Below are 16,422 nucleotides of genomic sequence, written 5' to 3' on the forward strand. Positions count from 1 at the left end.
TGGGCTTAATCGTATTAAGCCCCTACAATCATTATTCCATAGCCACCCCATCTTCGCGGGCTGCTAATTCTACCGCACTAGCAACAGCATGAGACACTCGCTTATCAAATACAGAAGGAATAATATGTTCAGCATTTAACTGGCTTGAATTTACCAGAGAAGCGATCGCTTTAGCGGCCTCTAAATACATATGCTCAGTGATATTTCTAGCCCGACAGTCCATAGCCCCGCGAAACACCCCAGGAAAAGCCAAAACGTTGTTAATCTGGTTAGGATAGTCACTGCGTCCGGTAGCCATCACCGCTACATCATTAATAACTAACTCAGGTTGAATTTCAGGAATAGGGTTGGCCATGGCAAAGACAATGGGATCTTTATTCATCGACTGCACCATCTCTTGAGTTACCACTCCTGGCGCACTCACCCCTAAAAACACATCGGCTCCTTGCATCGCATCAGCCAAAGTACCAGTAGCACTCACCGCATAAGCTTTTTTTTGAGAGTTGAGATCCTCTCTATCGTGAGAAATTAATCCTTTCGAGTCGCATAACCAAATGGTGGTAGCCCCGGCAGCACGTAATAAGGAGGCGATCGCAACCCCGGCAGCCCCGGCTCCATTAATCACAATTCTCACCTTTTCTAGAGACTTTTGCACCAATTTCAGAGCATTAAATAAAGCTGCTAAAGTGACAATTGCCGTTCCATGTTGATCGTCGTGAAATACAGGAATATCCAACTCTTGGCGCAGTCGTTTTTCGATTTCAAAGCAACGAGGGGCTGCAATATCTTCTAAGTTAACCCCTCCGAAAACCGGGGCGATCCGTTTAACAGTTTCGATAATTTCTTCTGTATCTTGGGTGTTTAAACAGATGGGAAACGCATCGACTCCAGCAAATTCTTTAAATAACATAGCTTTTCCTTCCATCACCGGTAAGGCAGCTTCGGGTCCGAGGTTGCCTAACCCCAACACTGCACTACCATCAGTGACCACTGCCACCGTATTATGTTTAATGGTTAGATTGTAGACTTCAGCCGGATCACGGGCGATCGCTTTACAAATACGTCCTACCCCTGGAGTATAAGCCATAGCTAAGTCACTTTGAGAGGTCAGGGGGAGACGACTTTCTACAGTAATTTTACCTTTACGATGAAGTTCAAAGGTGCGATCAGAAACTTTAAGGATTTTAACGTTAGGAATTTCTCTGACAGCAGAAACAATTTTTTCGGCGTGTTCTTCACTCGATGCTTCAACTGTAATTTCTCGTTGCGTAATTTTGAGGTTATGCTCAATCAACAAAATTTGTCCAAAACTTCCCTGGGCGCCTGCGATCGCTTGGGTAACGTTGGCGAGGGTTCCTGCAATATTCGGTAATTCGATGGTTAATGCAAGGCTATAACTTGCGGTTGGGTTGAGGTTTGCCATGTAACTCCTTAACTCATATCAAGAGAGATTGACACTCTCTCCCTTCGTGTTTATCTTTATTCTGACTACAGTAGCCATCCGTTTGAGATGGACGGGATCAGCAGATCACCATTTCTTATCTGTGTCCCTTTTAGTCTATACCTTAGATTCGGTTATTCTAATTCTTTGAATAATAGTTTAACGTCTTGGCTATGGGGAGGGATTAATAGGAATAAATTAAGAGTGTATCTGATGAGAGTGAGAAACCCTATATTTGTTTTTTTACCCATTCTTTAACGGCTTTTCGGAAAGTTCGTCTTCCTAATTTACGGTATGATCCAATTAAGGAAGGAATGCCTTGAATATCAAGATTAGGAAAAATTAAACTCTTTTCTTTTTCGATATATGTTTCTGTTTCTAATTGATAAATGTTGAGTTTTCCTGAATCATAACACCAGATTTCGGGAACGCCTAAGCGAGAATAAATAGGAAAACGCTCTAAAGATTTACTGGTTAAATCAATTTCTAACACTAAATCTGGGGGAGGATCTTGATTCAAATCAAAGGTTAATTTTCCTCTAATTAAAGGTTCATTTTGGAAGTAAAAAGAGTTATCAGGTTCAACTCCTGCTTGTTTAATATCTCGTTTCCATGTTGTTGACCCTAAACATTCAAAGTCTAAGTCTAATATTTCAGCAGCATCGCATCTTTAATGGTATCACTAATTCTTTCTTTATAATATTCGTGTTCAGATAAAGGAGTCATAATTTCTAATGTTCCTCGATCATAAGCAATTCTAGCAGAGCGATTGTTTCCTAAATATTTTAATAAGTTGTTAAATTGTTCCCAACTAATATGATATAAAACCACTCGATCAGCTTTTGGCTTAGTAGGCTTTTTACTGATTAACATAATTTTTATTGATGTTAGACTTGTTTAAATCTATTATAATAGTTAGTATTGATTATTGCATTAGAAAATTATTCTATGTCTATCTGTGAAAAGATTAACAATTTAGAGAATTTTTTAGATAAAATTGAATTTTATTTACAAGAATTTGTTACTCCTTTTGCTTTGGAAATTGATCAGTCTCCTGATGCTCTTAAAAAAGCTTTAGACGGATTAATAGAACTCTCATTATTGTCCAGTAGAATCCCTCAATCTTGGGGAGGATTAGAGTTAAACACAGAAACTTTTTATCTACTTCAGCAATTGTTATCTCAATATTCTGGAGCATTAGCTTTTTTACAATTACAACATCAAGGGGCTGTTAATGCTATTGTAAAAAGTGAGAATGAAGCTTTAAAACAAAACTATTTACCGAAAATTATTGAAGAAAACTTATTATGTGGTTTGGGTTTTTCTCAATTACGAAGACAGGGACAACCGATGATTACTGCTACTCCTATTCAGGGAGGATATGAGATAACGGGTAACATTCCTTGGATTACAGGATTTGATTTTTTTGATATCTTTATTTTAGGAGCAACTTTACCAGACGGTCAAGAAATTCGGGGAATTGTTCCTTTTACTCTATCGTCTCAAGTCAGGTTTAGTGAACCGATGAAATTAGGAGCGATGCAGTCAACTAATACGGTAACCGCTACTTTTGAAAACTATTTTTTACCTGAAAATAATGTTGTTTCTCTTGCTCAACCTGGAGACATACATAATAATGATAAAAAAGTGGTTCTTTATCCCAGTTTTTTAGTATTAGGTTGTGCTAAAGCTGGTCTCAATATTGTTGAAACAACTGGTCAAAAAAAACAGCTTGATTTTATCCAAGAAGCTTATAATCACCTCAATGAAGAATGGCAAATTTGTCACAATAAAATTAGAAAAGCTATCAATATCGAAAGCCGTTCTTTTGAAGAAGATTTACAGTTAAGAGTGTGGTCAATTAATTTAGCTCAAAGATGTGCTACAGCAGCTTTAACAGTATCTAGCGGTGCTGCAAATTATGATAGTCATCCGGCTCAAAGGGTGTATAAAGAAGCCCTAGTTTTTAGTGTTTTTGCCCAAACCACGGATATTATGAAAGCAAGTTTAGAGCAAGTTATGTACAATTAATCATTAATGATTAATAATTCAATGTTTTCATCAAGCAAGTTATAGCAGTAGCAAAATATATGAGGACATTTGACTATTACTGATCTCTTGCACCAACACAGAAAAACCAAAATAAAAAACCTCAGTAAACTGAGGCTGCCTAGGAGGAATCAAAATGTAGAGCAAGTAAAACAATCAACATTAAAAAAGTTTTTTAAGAGCAGGTCTTGATCAAAGCTGACTTGTTGTAATCTATTCCTAGTTTGCCCAAAAATAAACGGTTTTCTATCACCTCAAATTAAATAAATGATAAAAAAACCTCAGATAAACTGAGGTCAAGTAGGAGAACCCATGAAGAAAAAGTAAAACAATTAATATTAAAAGAGTATTGAAAAAGCAAGTCTTTATAAAAGTTTGACTTGTTGTAATCTATTCCTAGTCTGCCCAAAAGTTGATCATTTCCTATCACTCTGGATAAAAGTCACATCTTGTCCCTTTGAAAAATTGGCTAGTGGTGAGAGGGAACAGGGAAAAGGTAAGGGGTAAGCAATTCCCTCTTTCCCAATAAATTTACAATACAAGCTGTTTAAAAATGCCCATTAATACTGATTTCGGCAAGAGCTTTTTTACTTGAGCAACACTTTGGTTACAAGACCAACAAAATTGACCTAAAATGTTAATTGCGTCCTTAATTTGTTAGATTAGTCAATGGAAGAAAGTCATCAAGAACCGTCACTTTCCTTTGAAATTGCGTTAAAAGTTGCCAATGAAGCGGTTTTTTCTCAAACTTCTAGACATCTCAAAAATATTGAAGTAGCTGTTTTGCAAGGGGCTTGGTTAGGCCACAATTATGACAAAATTGCTGATACAGTCGGGTACGCACCAGAATATATTAAACATGATGTTGGCCCTAAATTGTGGAAAATTCTCTCAGCTAGTTTTGGGGAAAAAGTCAGTAAAACGAATTTAATTGCTGTCTTAAGCCAAAAAGCTCTGTTAGAAAATTCATCAATCAACCCTTCTCCTCTCAAAAAGTTAGATTTTAAAGCTCCAACGGGGATTATTCCTTTAGACTCAGCCCTTTATATAAAACGATATCCCATTGAATCACGCTGTTATGAGGAGATTATGCGTTCTGGCTCATTACTGCGGATTAAAGCTCCTTATAAGATGGGTAAAACCTCTCTTATGATTAGAATTCTTGCCCATGCTCAACAAACTTCTGAAGATAATCAGGTTAATACGGTACTTTTAAATTTACAACGGGCTGATAAAGCGATTTTTTCGGATTTAGATCGGTTTTTGCGTTGGTTTTGCGTTTCTGTCAGCCGCAAATTGAACTTACAGCATCAAGTTGACAATTATTGGAGTGATACGTTTGGCAGTAAAAGTAATTGTACAGCTTATTTTGAGGATTGTATTTTATCAGAAATAGAAGGGGTTTTAATTCTCGCCTTAGATCAAGTTGATGAGGTTTTTCTTCATCCTGAAATTGCAGATGATTTCTTTACTTTATTACGATCTTGGTATGAAGAAGCAGCTTATGGAGACAGTGGTAATCCTCTGTGGCAAAATTTAAGATTGTTGATTGTTCATTCGACTGAAGTCTATATTCCTCTTGATATTAATAAGTCTCCGTTTAATGTGGGATTGGCTATTGAATTATTCCCTTTTACTGTTGAACAGGTGGGACAATTAGCAGATGTTTACGACTTAACGTTATCTGAAAAAGAATTGAATTTATTAATGACATTAATTGGGGGACATCCCTATTTGACTCAACAAGCTCTTTATCATTTAGCCACTCAATCTTTAACCATAGAACAGTTTCTGGAAACTTCAATTACCGATGAAGGAATCTATCATTATCATTTGCATAGACTTTTACAATCGTTACAGGAAAATCCCCCTCTTGCTGAAGCCTATCGTCTGGTACTAAACACACCAAACCCCATTGAAATTAATCAATTATTGGCGTTTAAATTACATAGTATGGGACTTGTGGTTCTGCAAGGAAATCAAGTTATTTCTAGCTGCGAATTATATCAACGTTATTTTAGCGATCGCTCGATTAAAGATCACAATATTGAGTTAATGTAAAACTTTATCAAGGGTTTATAGGCAGATACACTTCACCTAATCTACCTTTATTATCATTTAAAATGATATAAAAAAGTAGTATGGTTTGTCAAGGTTATTCTGTCGTTAATTATTGAGAATATTTTTTACAAGTTTTTGATCATAGTGAACATTTTTAAGGACATTTTGTATAAAAAGTTACTTTTTTGGCTTAAAAAAACAACTGGAAAAATACAAATATAATACATTTTCATAAATAAAATAATTTTATATAAAGTTTTCCTCCCTCCTCTACCCCACTTAAAGACTTTTAAATATCGCATAATTGTCTTTCTTGAGAACTGAGATTAACATTTGTTTGGAGATAATCATGTACCCAGGCACATCCTTGGGTTAATAATTGGTCAGGATTAACCGCTAAAAATCCCTGCCAAAGAATCACATTTCCCATCAAATCTGATGAAATTAATCCTTTACCATCAGGGGTAAAACTAATACTTTTCACGCCAAAACGATGACCGCCTAAAGTTTGTAAAACTTCCCCTTGTAACGTCCATAATTTAATGGTTCCATCCTCTGAAGCCGTTGCGATTAGATAACCATTAGGACTAAGACTAAGATCATTGACCTCCTGTTCATGACCTTGAAGTGTTTTTAATTCTTGTCCCTGAAGATTCCACAATTTCACAGTTTTATCTTTACTAGCGGTGGCAATGATTTGACCATCAGGACTAAAAGCTACAGCTAATACACCGTCCTGATGTCCTTGTAGGTTAACTAATGCTTTTCCTTGTAAATTCCATACTTTTGCCGTTCCATCTTCACTGGCAGTAGCTAACAATTGAGAATCAGGACTAAAACTGACTTTTCTAATAACACCCTGATGTCCTTTTAGGGTTAATAATTCTTTTCCAGTTACGTCCCAAATTTTAGCCGTGGTATCCCAACTAGCAGTGGCAATTAACTGTCCATTGGGACTAAAACGAGCATCCCTAACATCTCCCTGATGTTCTTCTAAAGTAGCTATTAGTTGACCTTGAAGATTCCATATTTTTGCTGTTTTATCTCGACTCGCTGTAACAACTAGATCCCCTGTCGGACTAAAGTGAATACTTCTGAGGTTGTCTCCATGACCATTTAATACCGCTAATTGATTCCCCTCTAAATCCCAAAGTTTGGCCATGGTATAGCGTCCTGCGGTGCCTAGAACCTTACCGTTGGCACTCAAGCTAACCGAGACATTGGCCGTATCTCCCAAATTAAGAAGATTAATAGACTGAGCGTTATGAGCCTTATCTTTGAGAGACCAAAGCCTAACGGTGCCGTCTTCCCCACTACTGGCTAAAACTGAATCATCGTTGTTAAAATTCACCCCCCATACAGCATCGGTATGACCTTGGAGGGTTTGCAATAGCTTACCTTGACGATTCCATAACCGAACCGTTTGATCAAATCCTGCGGTAGCAATGGTTTGGCCATCACGACTAAACACCGCACTTCCCACCGTATCCGTATGACCCTGCATGGTTGCTAATTCATTCCCTTTCAGATCCCATAATCTGGCTGTTTTATCCTTGCTCCCTGTAATTAGAGTTTGACCATCGAGACTAAAATTAACATACATGACCCAATCTTGATGACCCCGTAAGGTAGCTAATTCTTGACCCTGAAAATTCCAAATTTTTGCCGTCCCGTCTCGACTGGCCGTTGCTACCATCTTAGTCTGAGGATTAACATGAATCGCCACCACAGGGGCTTTATGAGTGGGAAAAGAGGTGATCAGTTCTCCTTGCAAGTTCCAGAGGTAAATGATGCCATGCCAGCCCATTGTAGCGATGATTTGACCATCGGAGCTAAACCCGACACAAGCCACCCAATCTTGATTAACTTTGAGGGTGGTTAATTCTTGTCCATCTTTAACTCGCCAAATTTTCGCGGTTTTATCCCGACTGGCACTGACTAAATATTCCCCATTGGGACTATAGTTAACACTCCACACCGCATCACTATGACCTTTTAGGGTATGTAATAAAGTACCATCTGGTTGCCAAATTTTTAAGGTTTTATCCCAACTGGCAGTGGCTAAGGTTTGACCATCAGGACTATATTTAACTCTAGTAATGACATCTTCATGTCCTTCTAAACGGTTGCGTTCTCGTATCCAGTAAAGGGATTGACTGAGGGCTTTTTCCAGGCGTATTTTAAGATCAGGATCAGCATTATTCCATCCCATTTCTTGTAGTTTTATCCCCGCTTTCAAGCTTTCTAAAAGTGCATCTAGGGTGTGATGAGATTCAAAGGAGACTTCTGAAGAAAGAGTCATGGCTTTAATTTCGCCGAAGGCGACTTGTCGTCTTTGGGAAGCCGTTTGTAGGGCGAACCATCCAGCAGCCCCTAATAGCATAGCTGCCATTAAAGAACCAATGCGAATAATTTTTCTGCCTTTTTTTTCTGCTGTTGTTAGAATTTGATTGGCTTTTTGACTAATGGCTAAATCCCCTTCAACGGCTCGTTTTTCTTGTTCTTGACTAGCTGCTAGGTAACGATAATCTTGATTACTTAAATTTTTATCTTTGGCCCAGCTTTGAGCATCTAAAAGAGCTTGCCCACGTAACAAATAAGCTTCATCTTGATAGTTTGAAGCTACCCAAGCTTTGAAATCTTCTGCATAGGGACGTAATTGATTAATTTGTTTTTCGACCCAATCTAAATTAAAAACATTTTGATAAATTCGATTATAAATCTGTAAATAGCCTTCTTCTTTAACCACTAATCCTGATAATAATAATTCAATTTGTTCGGGAGAATCATCCGCTATAACTTTACCTTCAAGTAAAATTTGTTGATAAAGTCCTAACAGTCGGCTGGCCCGTTGTTCATTATTTAAAAGGCGATCGCGGATCGTTCTTAAGTGAGGGGGTTCGTCTTGAGCAGCCCAATTATCAATAATATTAGATTCGACAATTTCTTTTACATTGGAAGTGTTTAAAGAAATGCTTTGATCAGAAGCCATGATTTGACAAAGTTTTTGGGTTAAAAAGGGTTGTCCTCCTGTCCAATTTAAAATTTCTTGCATTACCCATTGGGGTTGTTTTACTTTATCTTTTAATCCTAAAATTAGGGGCTGTACTTCTTCTAATTCAAACCCTTTAAGTTGAATAGCGCGACCAATATTAAAGGGGGTACGAATTTTATCAGCAATGAGATCAGAAGGGGTTGCTACTCCCAATAATGTAAAGGTGAGATGCTCATATTCATGGCAAGAACGTAACAAGGCAAAAAAGTCATCAGTATTAAAAGGAAGACTGAGAGTGCTATCAATTTCATCGAAAAAAATAACAATCGATTGATCAATTTTCTCTAGCAAAACATCTTGTAATAATTCTCCTAAACAGTTGATAGGAGACAAGTTTTTTCGTTCATTTAACCAAGGCAATAGTTTAATTTCTTTCGATAATTTTAGTCCCCGTACCAAACGCATCATAATATCGGCATACCATTGATTCGGGGTACTATCTCGATTCCCAATGCCAGACAGATCCACATTAACACAGACAAACCCCTCCGCTTGCAAACGCTGAGCCACCCGAACCCGTAAACTAGACTTTCCTACCTGACGAGCATTAAGAACATAACAAAACTCTCCAGCTTTTAACGCTTGATAAACCTCTTCATCTGCTTTTCGGGTAACATAACTCGGTGCGTTGGAAGGTAAACCACCACCGACTTGATATTGGTAGGAAATAGGGTTGGAGTTAAACATCTGGGGTTGGTTAGGTTAGGGAAATAAAGTGACTACATTCTTTATATGTTCAATTCCCAAAAAAGGGGAGGTAGAAAAGTTAAGGATTTTGGGTTAGGTTTGATGAATGTTAGTTGTCTTATAATAAAATTCGATGCTAATCTTGTTTCAAAATGATTACTTCTATTTCCCCTCAAGTTTTAGAAAATGATATTCCTCAATGGCAACCTGCAACCTGGTCAGATTATCTGGCTTATCGAGACGATGAAACCCAAGATGCAATTAAACTCTTTTTTGATCAAAATTATTTATTAATCGAAATGGGACGGGAAGGAATTAACCATTCTCAGTTTTGCGAATTGCTAACGATGCTAGTCTTTGCTTGGTTCTCCCGTCATCCTGACGAAAAATTTAGTTTATTAAATCGCTGTCAACTGGAAAAACCGAAAACACAAGCGGCCGCGCCTGATTTAATGTTATATCTAGGAGATGATTATCCTACTTGGGAAGCTGGACAAAGACGTTATATTAATTTAGCAGAAGTTAGAGTCCCTGATTTAGTGGGAGAGGTGGGTGACACCACTTTGGCAACGGATTTAGACGAGAAAAAACATCTTTATGCGAAATTAGGCATTCGAGAATATTGGGTGATTGATGTCCGAGGAAAACGAGTAATTGCTTTTATTTTAGGGGAGAATGGAGTTTATCAAGAAATTGAGATTTCTCAAGCTTTAAAAGGACTTAAACTATCATTAATCAATCAAACTTTAGAACGCTTAGAAACTGAAACGAATGGCATGGCCGCCATTTGGTTTTCTCAACAAGTTGCCAATTTTTTAAAAGATAATTCAGTTTAGCTGACTGAAGATTTCAAATGAACTTGAATCAAACCTAATAATCCTAAAATAGTGATTAAAATGAATCCTTTGGTGCCGGTGGGTTCAGGAACACTTTGAGAGATAATACTGACCCTTGCATCAGTATTAGTATCTCGATAAATTAGATTATAAGCGGTTGAATTATTTTCTAAATGAGCTAATAAGAAAATAGCTGTCCATTGAGCAATCAATTGATTGGCTTCCAATTGGTTTAAAGTCGCTTCTTGAGGATCGGGATTTGCCCCTAAAGGATTATTAATATCTGTAATAGAATAATGATTTGCGCCGTCAATGGTAATTAAAGCTTTTGGAGGAGATTGCACTAAATTAAAGGTATTAATTGCTTCATCTGGAGTGGCAATTCCATCAAGACTTCCTTGAATAAAGCCAATAGGAATTCCTTGATTATTAGTCACTTCAAATTGATTGGTAAAGAAATTAAATCGGTTCATTCCATAACCAATGACAGCTTTTAATTCACTAGGACGTTCAAAAGTTCCTGTACAAAAAGGAAAGTTACATTGTCCTTCTGTACTCTGAAGAACTGCCCCTCCACCATGAGAATGTCCCACTGCACCTAATAATTCAAGATTAATTTTTCCAAATAAAGGAGAAGCTGAATTTTCATGTTCTTGTTGAAAATAATTTAAGGTATTGGTAATTTGAGAAAGTTCAGGGAGTTGTCCATCAAAGTTAAAAGCAGGAATCACTTGTCGATGGTTAGAAAGGGCAACAATAAACCCATAACTCGCTAACTCTTGAGCAAACTGAGTATATTGCTCTTTTTCCACTAATGCACCCGTTAAAAAGACTACCATTGGCAAGGGTTCTAAACTCTGGGGATAATAAATATCTGTTTCATCTGATTCAATAGTTGTCATTAAAGAATTGACAGAATAGCGAGAAAAAGACTGACCATAAACAGGAGAATCGATTAAAACACTAAAAAGTGTCAGGGGAATCAAACCGAGAGAAAAAGTTAGTTTAGGTAAAGTTTTCATGGTTTTAACAACGCCTCAATCCATGATAGTAAATTCGTCAAAAAAATAGGGGGAAAGTTCCCCCTATCGCTAAAAATTACTCAAATTGATAATCCTTAGCATCGACATAATAGACGATCAAACTCCAATTCATTGCTCTGTCGTAACCCGATTCAACCATGATGGTTGCATGATTCCTTAAGATAATTTGTGAGACAGTTTTACGCCAAGATCCATTATGACCATCAGTGCGATTAGAAACCACCTCCCAACCGACAATTAAAAAACGACTATCGGGACCAAACTCAAAGGTATGATGACTATGACCAATTTTAACGCCTTTTTTGAAGTTATACTGATTCTTATGAATCACCACCGCATCACTTTTGAGGTATTGATCTAATCCATACATCCATTTATTTACCCCTTTACTTTCATTAATTTTGTGATTTGCAGGGGGTTCAGGATTATTTTTCAGGGATTCCTGTACTTCAAAATAGAAATCCATCCGCGCTGCTACATCATCTAAATCCGCTTTCAAAATTTGGGCTTGTTGTTGATAGGATTTACGCAAGGTTGGATTTGTAACTAAAGTGTCCTGATTGGAAACAATCCCTAAATTTAAGGTATTAAAAGGTACTTTATATTGATCCTGATAATACTTAGGTAAAGAGTCATAACGGGCGCGAATATCCCACAGTTGACTATAGAGAAGGCTTAATTCAACAAAAATTCGAGGATCAACGGGAATGGTACGCGGATAACCAGGAATAATGGTGCTATAGTGCTTTAACTCCGCTTTCATGTTTTCGCCTTTTTCATTGGCTTTGAACCATTTTAAAGCGTCTAGGATGGTTTGAGGACTCCAAGGACCACTGGGGGCTGTTCCTGTGTAACCTTCCAGGTAAAGATAAGTAGAGATGCTCACATGATGTTCACTAGCAGCCCGCATAAAGCGACTACTTCCTTCTGCACTGAAGACTTCGGGAACTTCTGCCCCTAAACTGGCTTTAAATTCTACTAAACTTTCGGCACTGCTTGTCTCACAAACATAAACAGCTAAGAAGCGTGAACCTCGTTGAGAATCAGCGATAAAATAATCCCCATAGGTTTGTCGAAATTGTGCAGGATTTGTTGCTAGTTGTTTCGCTTGTTCGGTTAATTCATAATTGACAGGTTGATCTGAATAACCAAATAGAGAGGAATATTCAGCAATTAAAGTAATACTTGTTTCTGAATATTTAATCTGAGTTAAAAATTCCGTTGATGCACTAATTTTGACGTTATTGAAATTGTAACTTCCCGACGCACTCGCCCCAATTTCTAAATTTAAACTACTATCATCGGAAATAAAACGATAGGATTCAGAGGATGTTTTAATAGGATTGAGATTAGGCATAAAAGATTTTAAGGCAGATCCTAATAAGCTTCCTGTAATCACATCTACCCCAGATCCCAGGGTAAATCCATCTGTCCAAGGAATATTAGTCAGGGTTCCTTCAAGAGTTGTTTGAGGAGTAGAAACAGCCAAAGTTGCGGGGAAACTGTTTATTTCAGGGTCAACTGAAACACCGTTTGTTATATCGAGAGACTGAGTTTCATTAGTTAATAGCATCGTGCTTTCTCCGTTTGTTTTTTGAGTTGATATTTCCATCTAATCAAATATTTTTAGGAATGAGAATGTAGAAAAGTTAAGTAAATTTGAGTCGGGATCTTAAGTTAAGGCTAAGTTAAGTTTTTAAGTTTAATTAACTCCTTAACTTTTCTGTATCGACACTAATCTTTAAAAAATTTATAACGGTAATAACTTCAAAAAAGCACTCAAGGAGTTATACCCATGCAATTATCTTATCGCGGTTGCCAATATTCAAAAAAATCGGTTATTTCATCTCAAGATAATAATACTATTCAGGCTAAATATAGAGGGATTAATTACCTTATTCATCAAAATAAATCTGTTTTAAAACAACCTTCAGCGTTACTCAAATATCGAGGGATTCCTTATTCAAGGGAAGCCAATGATTCTGTTATTCAAATTGATTCAAGCTGCCAATTTAATCCTGCGATCGCTCAATAATTTCTAACTAAAGGAGAATAAAAATTATGGCTACTTTTACCATTACTACAACCAGCGATGTTGTTAATGCGAATGATGGGCTTTTGAGCCTACGAGAGGCTGTCACGGCAGCAGAAGCCCTACCGGGAACTGATACGATCATTATCAATGGCATTGCTCTACTAAATAACCCAATTGTCATCAGAACAGGCAATAACATTAACTTCCAGGGTAATGGCACTAGCATTAGTGGCTTCAATGGACAGGGACGCACTTCCCTATTTCTCATCAACAACAGCACCGTTACATTTAATAGTTTGCACATTAACAGAGGTCTTGCTCAAGGAGGAAACGGCAGTCGAGGTGGTGGCGGAGGTTTAGGGGCTGGAGGAGGCCTATTTCTGAATCCAGGTGCGAATGTCACCGCAGATAATGTTGTGTTTTTTGATAACCGAGCAGTGGGAGGTAATAGTTTTGCTGGTCGTGGCGACGGTGGACGGGGTGGAAATGATTCCTCGGCTGGGAGTAATGGCTTTCCGGGTGGTAGTGGCGGTTTGCCGAGTTTCTTCGCCATTGGCGGTATCGTCCCAAGTGGTGGCGGTAGAGGTGGTGCTGGTGGTCGGATAGTGGGAACGACAGGTCTCGGAGCGGGTGGCGGCGTGAGTGGTGTCTTCGGCGCAGGCTTTGGTGTCGGCGGTGGTAGTGGCGGTGGTGGCGGTGGTGGTGCTGGTGGTGCTGGTGCTTTTCGAGATGCGACGGGTGGCGGTGGCGGCGGTCGTGGTGCGAATGGGAGCTACGGTGCTGGCGGTGGCGGCGGCGGCGGCGGTGGTGGCGGCGGTGCCAATGTGTTGGGAGGACAAGCTCGCCCCGGTGGTGCTGGTGGTTCTGGGGGCGCAGGTGGTGCATTTGCTGGGGACGGACGCGCTGGGGCGAATGGAGGTAACGGTCGTGTAACCTTTACTGGCGACAGTCCAGGTAGCGGTGGTGTCGGTGGACAAGGCGGTGGCGGTGCGGGTTTAGGAGGTGCAGTTTTTGTCTCTAACAACGCAACCTTTAACGTCAGCAACAGTTCATTTCTCTTTAATTCTGCTGTTGGTGGTACTGGCTTTGAGAATGGTCAAGGGCGAGGTGGTGCAATCTTCGCTCAGTCAGGTGGTAGATTACGGGATCTCGGTGGAGTCAGTTTCATCCAAAATTCTGCATCAACTGGAAATGCTGATAGCAATATCTATCCAATTAAAATTAACCGAGGTGATGGCACTATTGAGGTAGAAGGATTTCAGGGTGTAGGTACAGGTGATAATCCCTCATTGGAAGTTCGGGAAACTTTTGATGAACTAATATTTACAGGAGACGGATTAATTGCTGAAAAATTGCTCCTCGCCCAATCTGGTGATGATTTAGTTGTCAGCTTTGAAGGGGTCGATGATACCCAAGTGATTCTTAAGGACTTTGCTCTCGAAAATCTCGATAACTTGCCAATTCCTGGGGGTCAGCACAGTCAGATTGGGAACATTCTGTTTGATGGCGAGACTACCGTGCAAGATAGTTTTGATGTCTTCAACGCCGACTCAAACCCAAGAACTGTTGAGAAACGCAACACTGTCACTTTCCTCAATGATTTAGATAATCGTGTGCGCGGTTTTCATGACTCTGATGATGTTATCAATGCTCAAGGGGGTGATTCCTTCGATTTTACTGAATACCTACAAGTTGGCGGACAAATTAGCTTTACTCGCCATCAGCACAATTTACTGATTAATCTCAGTAATGAGGATTCAGTGATTGTTAGGGGGGATCTTAATGCTGCTGAACAGCAACTTTTAACATTCACTTCGCTTATTCAGTCTTGATTCTTGATTCTTGATTCTTAAAGAAAATTTGGGGTTATCATGAAGAGCGATCGCTGCTTAAATAGCATTGAAACTTTTCTATAGTATAACCTTTTGGTTTTTCTGTTACGAGATATCAATAAATTATTAAAAAACCTCAGATAAACTGAGGTTAAGTAGGAGAACCCATGAAAAAAAAGTAAAACAATACAAGAGAGACAATTAAGAGAATTAATATTAAAAGAGTTTTGAAAAAGCAAGTCTTTATCAAAGCTGACTTGTTGTTATCTATTCCTAGTCTTCCCAAATCTGAATCGTTTTATATCATTCAGAAATAATTAATTTAACTGATCACTGATAAGTGTGAAAACAATTATAAAATCTCAATTATGATTCGCTAATAACCCCCAACCCTGTCGCTATAATGAAGTCCTCAACAGATGAGGATAACAGCCATTATGACAACCCTCCAAGGAAGAGATATCTTAGGAATTGGTGATCTCAGTGCAGAGGAAATGACTCAGGTGCTAGACTTAGGTGCAGCGTTAAAAAGTGGTCAGCGATCGCCTCGTTGTCAAAAAATCTTAGGACTGTTATTCGATAAAGCTTCTACCCGTACTCGTGTCTCTTTTAGTGCAGCTATCTATCAACTTGGGGGACAAGTCCTCGATCTAAACCCTAGTGTAACGCAAGTGGGCAGAGGAGAACCTACCAAGGACACAGCAAGGGTGTTAGATCGCTATTTAGATATTTTAGCTATCCGTACCTTTGAACAATCAAAGTTAGAAATCTTTGCCGAATATGCTGAAATTCCGATTATTAATGCGCTAACCGATTTAGAACATCCCTGTCAAATTTTAGCAGATTTTATGACTATTAAAGAATGTTTTGGTCAATTGGCAGGGAGTACGGTAACTTATTTAGGAGATGGTAATAATGTGGCTCATTCTCTTATTTTGGGTGGGGCATTAATGGGGATGAAAATTAGAGTAGCAACCCCCAAAGATTATCAACCGTTACCGATGATTATTGAACAAGCTAAACAGTTAGCCAAACCCGGTTTTGAAATTACCATAACTGATGATCCGATTGCTGCGGTTAAAGATTCTAATGTTCTTTATACTGATGTTTGGGCAAGTATGGGACAAGAAAATTTAGCAGAATCAAGAATTCCTATTTTTCAATCTTATCAAATTAATGACGAACTGTTAAATCAAGCAGATAAAGATGCTATTGTTTTACACTGTTTACCCGCCCACCGAGGAGAAGAAATAACCGATAGTGTCATAGAAGGAAAACAATCAAAAGTGTGGGATCAAGCTGAAAATAGAATGCACGCTCAAAAAGCTTTAATGGTTAGTCTATTAGGTATTTAGAAGGAAGGATAAAATCTAGATTAATAAT

Annotated in this window: 10 protein-coding genes and 1 pseudogene; 6 read left to right on the forward strand and 5 right to left on the reverse strand. The window is 38.4% G+C overall.

The annotated features are described in order from the left end of the window. Window positions 1-31: 31 nt before the first annotated feature. Both CY0110_RS19145 and CY0110_RS31540 read right to left on the reverse strand, forming a co-directional pair. Window positions 32-1,423 carry a malic enzyme-like NAD(P)-binding protein gene (locus CY0110_RS19145; RefSeq protein ID WP_008277177.1) on the reverse strand — a complete coding sequence of 464 codons (1,392 nt, stop codon included), beginning with the start codon at window positions 1,421-1,423 and terminating at the stop codon, window positions 32-34. A 247-nt stretch (window positions 1,424-1,670) separates the two neighbouring features. Beyond that, window positions 1,671-2,314 (reverse strand): annotated as a pseudogene (locus tag CY0110_RS31540) (Uma2 family endonuclease). A gap of 75 nt (window positions 2,315-2,389) precedes the next feature. Between CY0110_RS31540 and CY0110_RS19160 the strand changes: the two are divergent. Then, window positions 2,390-3,472 carry an acyl-CoA dehydrogenase family protein gene (locus tag CY0110_RS19160; protein WP_008277180.1) on the forward strand — a complete coding sequence of 361 codons (1,083 nt, stop codon included), beginning with the start codon at window positions 2,390-2,392 and terminating at the stop codon, window positions 3,470-3,472. 687 nt (window positions 3,473-4,159) lie between these two features. Beyond that, window positions 4,160-5,551 (forward strand): AAA-like domain-containing protein, encoded by a 1,392-nt coding sequence (locus tag CY0110_RS19165; protein ID WP_008277181.1) that lies wholly within the window; start codon window positions 4,160-4,162, stop codon window positions 5,549-5,551. 289 nt (window positions 5,552-5,840) lie between these two features. Here CY0110_RS19165 and CY0110_RS19170 read toward each other — a convergent pair whose 3' ends face one another. After that, window positions 5,841-9,293 (reverse strand): WD40 domain-containing protein, encoded by a 3,453-nt coding sequence (locus CY0110_RS19170; protein ID WP_008277183.1) that lies wholly within the window; start codon window positions 9,291-9,293, stop codon window positions 5,841-5,843. A gap of 152 nt (window positions 9,294-9,445) precedes the next feature. On the opposite strand from CY0110_RS19170, the gene CY0110_RS19175 reads away from it, so the two are divergent. Beyond that, window positions 9,446-10,129 carry a Uma2 family endonuclease gene (locus CY0110_RS19175; RefSeq protein ID WP_008277185.1) on the forward strand — a complete coding sequence of 228 codons (684 nt, stop codon included), beginning with the start codon at window positions 9,446-9,448 and terminating at the stop codon, window positions 10,127-10,129. Here CY0110_RS19175 and CY0110_RS19180 read toward each other — a convergent pair. After that, window positions 10,126-11,151, reverse strand: a complete 1,026-nt coding sequence (locus tag CY0110_RS19180) for an alpha/beta hydrolase family protein (protein WP_008277186.1) — start codon at window positions 11,149-11,151, stop codon at window positions 10,126-10,128. The genes CY0110_RS19175 and CY0110_RS19180 overlap by 4 nt on opposite strands. Window positions 11,152-11,227: 76 nt before the next feature. Continuing rightward, entirely contained in the window at window positions 11,228-12,745 is a 1,518-nt protein-coding gene (locus CY0110_RS19185; protein WP_035800048.1) for a hypothetical protein, read from the reverse strand. Between the two features lie 222 nt (window positions 12,746-12,967). Here CY0110_RS19185 and CY0110_RS19190 point away from each other — a divergent pair, with 222 nt between their 5' ends. From CY0110_RS19190 to argF, 3 genes are all read left to right on the forward strand, one after another. Next, complete coding sequence (locus CY0110_RS19190) at window positions 12,968-13,207, forward strand: DUF4278 domain-containing protein (protein ID WP_008277188.1); 240 nt, start codon at window positions 12,968-12,970, stop codon at window positions 13,205-13,207. Between the two features lie 26 nt (window positions 13,208-13,233). After that, on the forward strand, window positions 13,234-15,039 hold the full coding sequence (locus CY0110_RS19195; RefSeq protein ID WP_008277189.1) for a hypothetical protein: 1,806 nt from the start codon (window positions 13,234-13,236) through the stop codon (window positions 15,037-15,039). A 434-nt stretch (window positions 15,040-15,473) separates the two neighbouring features. Beyond that, window positions 15,474-16,394 carry an ornithine carbamoyltransferase gene (argF, locus tag CY0110_RS19200; protein ID WP_198139210.1) on the forward strand — a complete coding sequence of 307 codons (921 nt, stop codon included), beginning with the start codon at window positions 15,474-15,476 and terminating at the stop codon, window positions 16,392-16,394. Window positions 16,395-16,422: the final 28 nt, after the last annotated feature.

The sequence above is a fragment of the Crocosphaera chwakensis CCY0110 genome (assembly GCF_000169335.1).
Taxonomy (GTDB): Bacteria; Cyanobacteriota; Cyanobacteriia; order Cyanobacteriales; family Microcystaceae; genus Crocosphaera; species Crocosphaera chwakensis.

Excerpts from the sequence above, each read along its gene's own strand:
- CY0110_RS19145 (WP_008277177.1), bottom strand. The coding sequence starts at position 1,423 with ATGGCAAACCTCAACCCAACCGCAAGTTATAGCCTTGCATTAACCATC.
- CY0110_RS19160 (WP_008277180.1), top strand. The coding sequence starts at position 2,390 with ATGTCTATCTGTGAAAAGATTAACAATTTAGAGAATTTTTTAGATAAA.
- CY0110_RS19165 (WP_008277181.1), top strand. The coding sequence starts at position 4,160 with ATGGAAGAAAGTCATCAAGAACCGTCACTTTCCTTTGAAATTGCGTTA.
- CY0110_RS19170 (WP_008277183.1), bottom strand. The coding sequence starts at position 9,293 with ATGTTTAACTCCAACCCTATTTCCTACCAATATCAAGTCGGTGGTGGT.
- CY0110_RS19175 (WP_008277185.1), top strand. The coding sequence starts at position 9,446 with ATGATTACTTCTATTTCCCCTCAAGTTTTAGAAAATGATATTCCTCAA.
- CY0110_RS19180 (WP_008277186.1), bottom strand. The coding sequence starts at position 11,151 with ATGAAAACTTTACCTAAACTAACTTTTTCTCTCGGTTTGATTCCCCTG.
- CY0110_RS19185 (WP_035800048.1), bottom strand. The coding sequence starts at position 12,745 with ATGCTATTAACTAATGAAACTCAGTCTCTCGATATAACAAACGGTGTT.
- CY0110_RS19190 (WP_008277188.1), top strand. The coding sequence starts at position 12,968 with ATGCAATTATCTTATCGCGGTTGCCAATATTCAAAAAAATCGGTTATT.
- CY0110_RS19195 (WP_008277189.1), top strand. The coding sequence starts at position 13,234 with ATGGCTACTTTTACCATTACTACAACCAGCGATGTTGTTAATGCGAAT.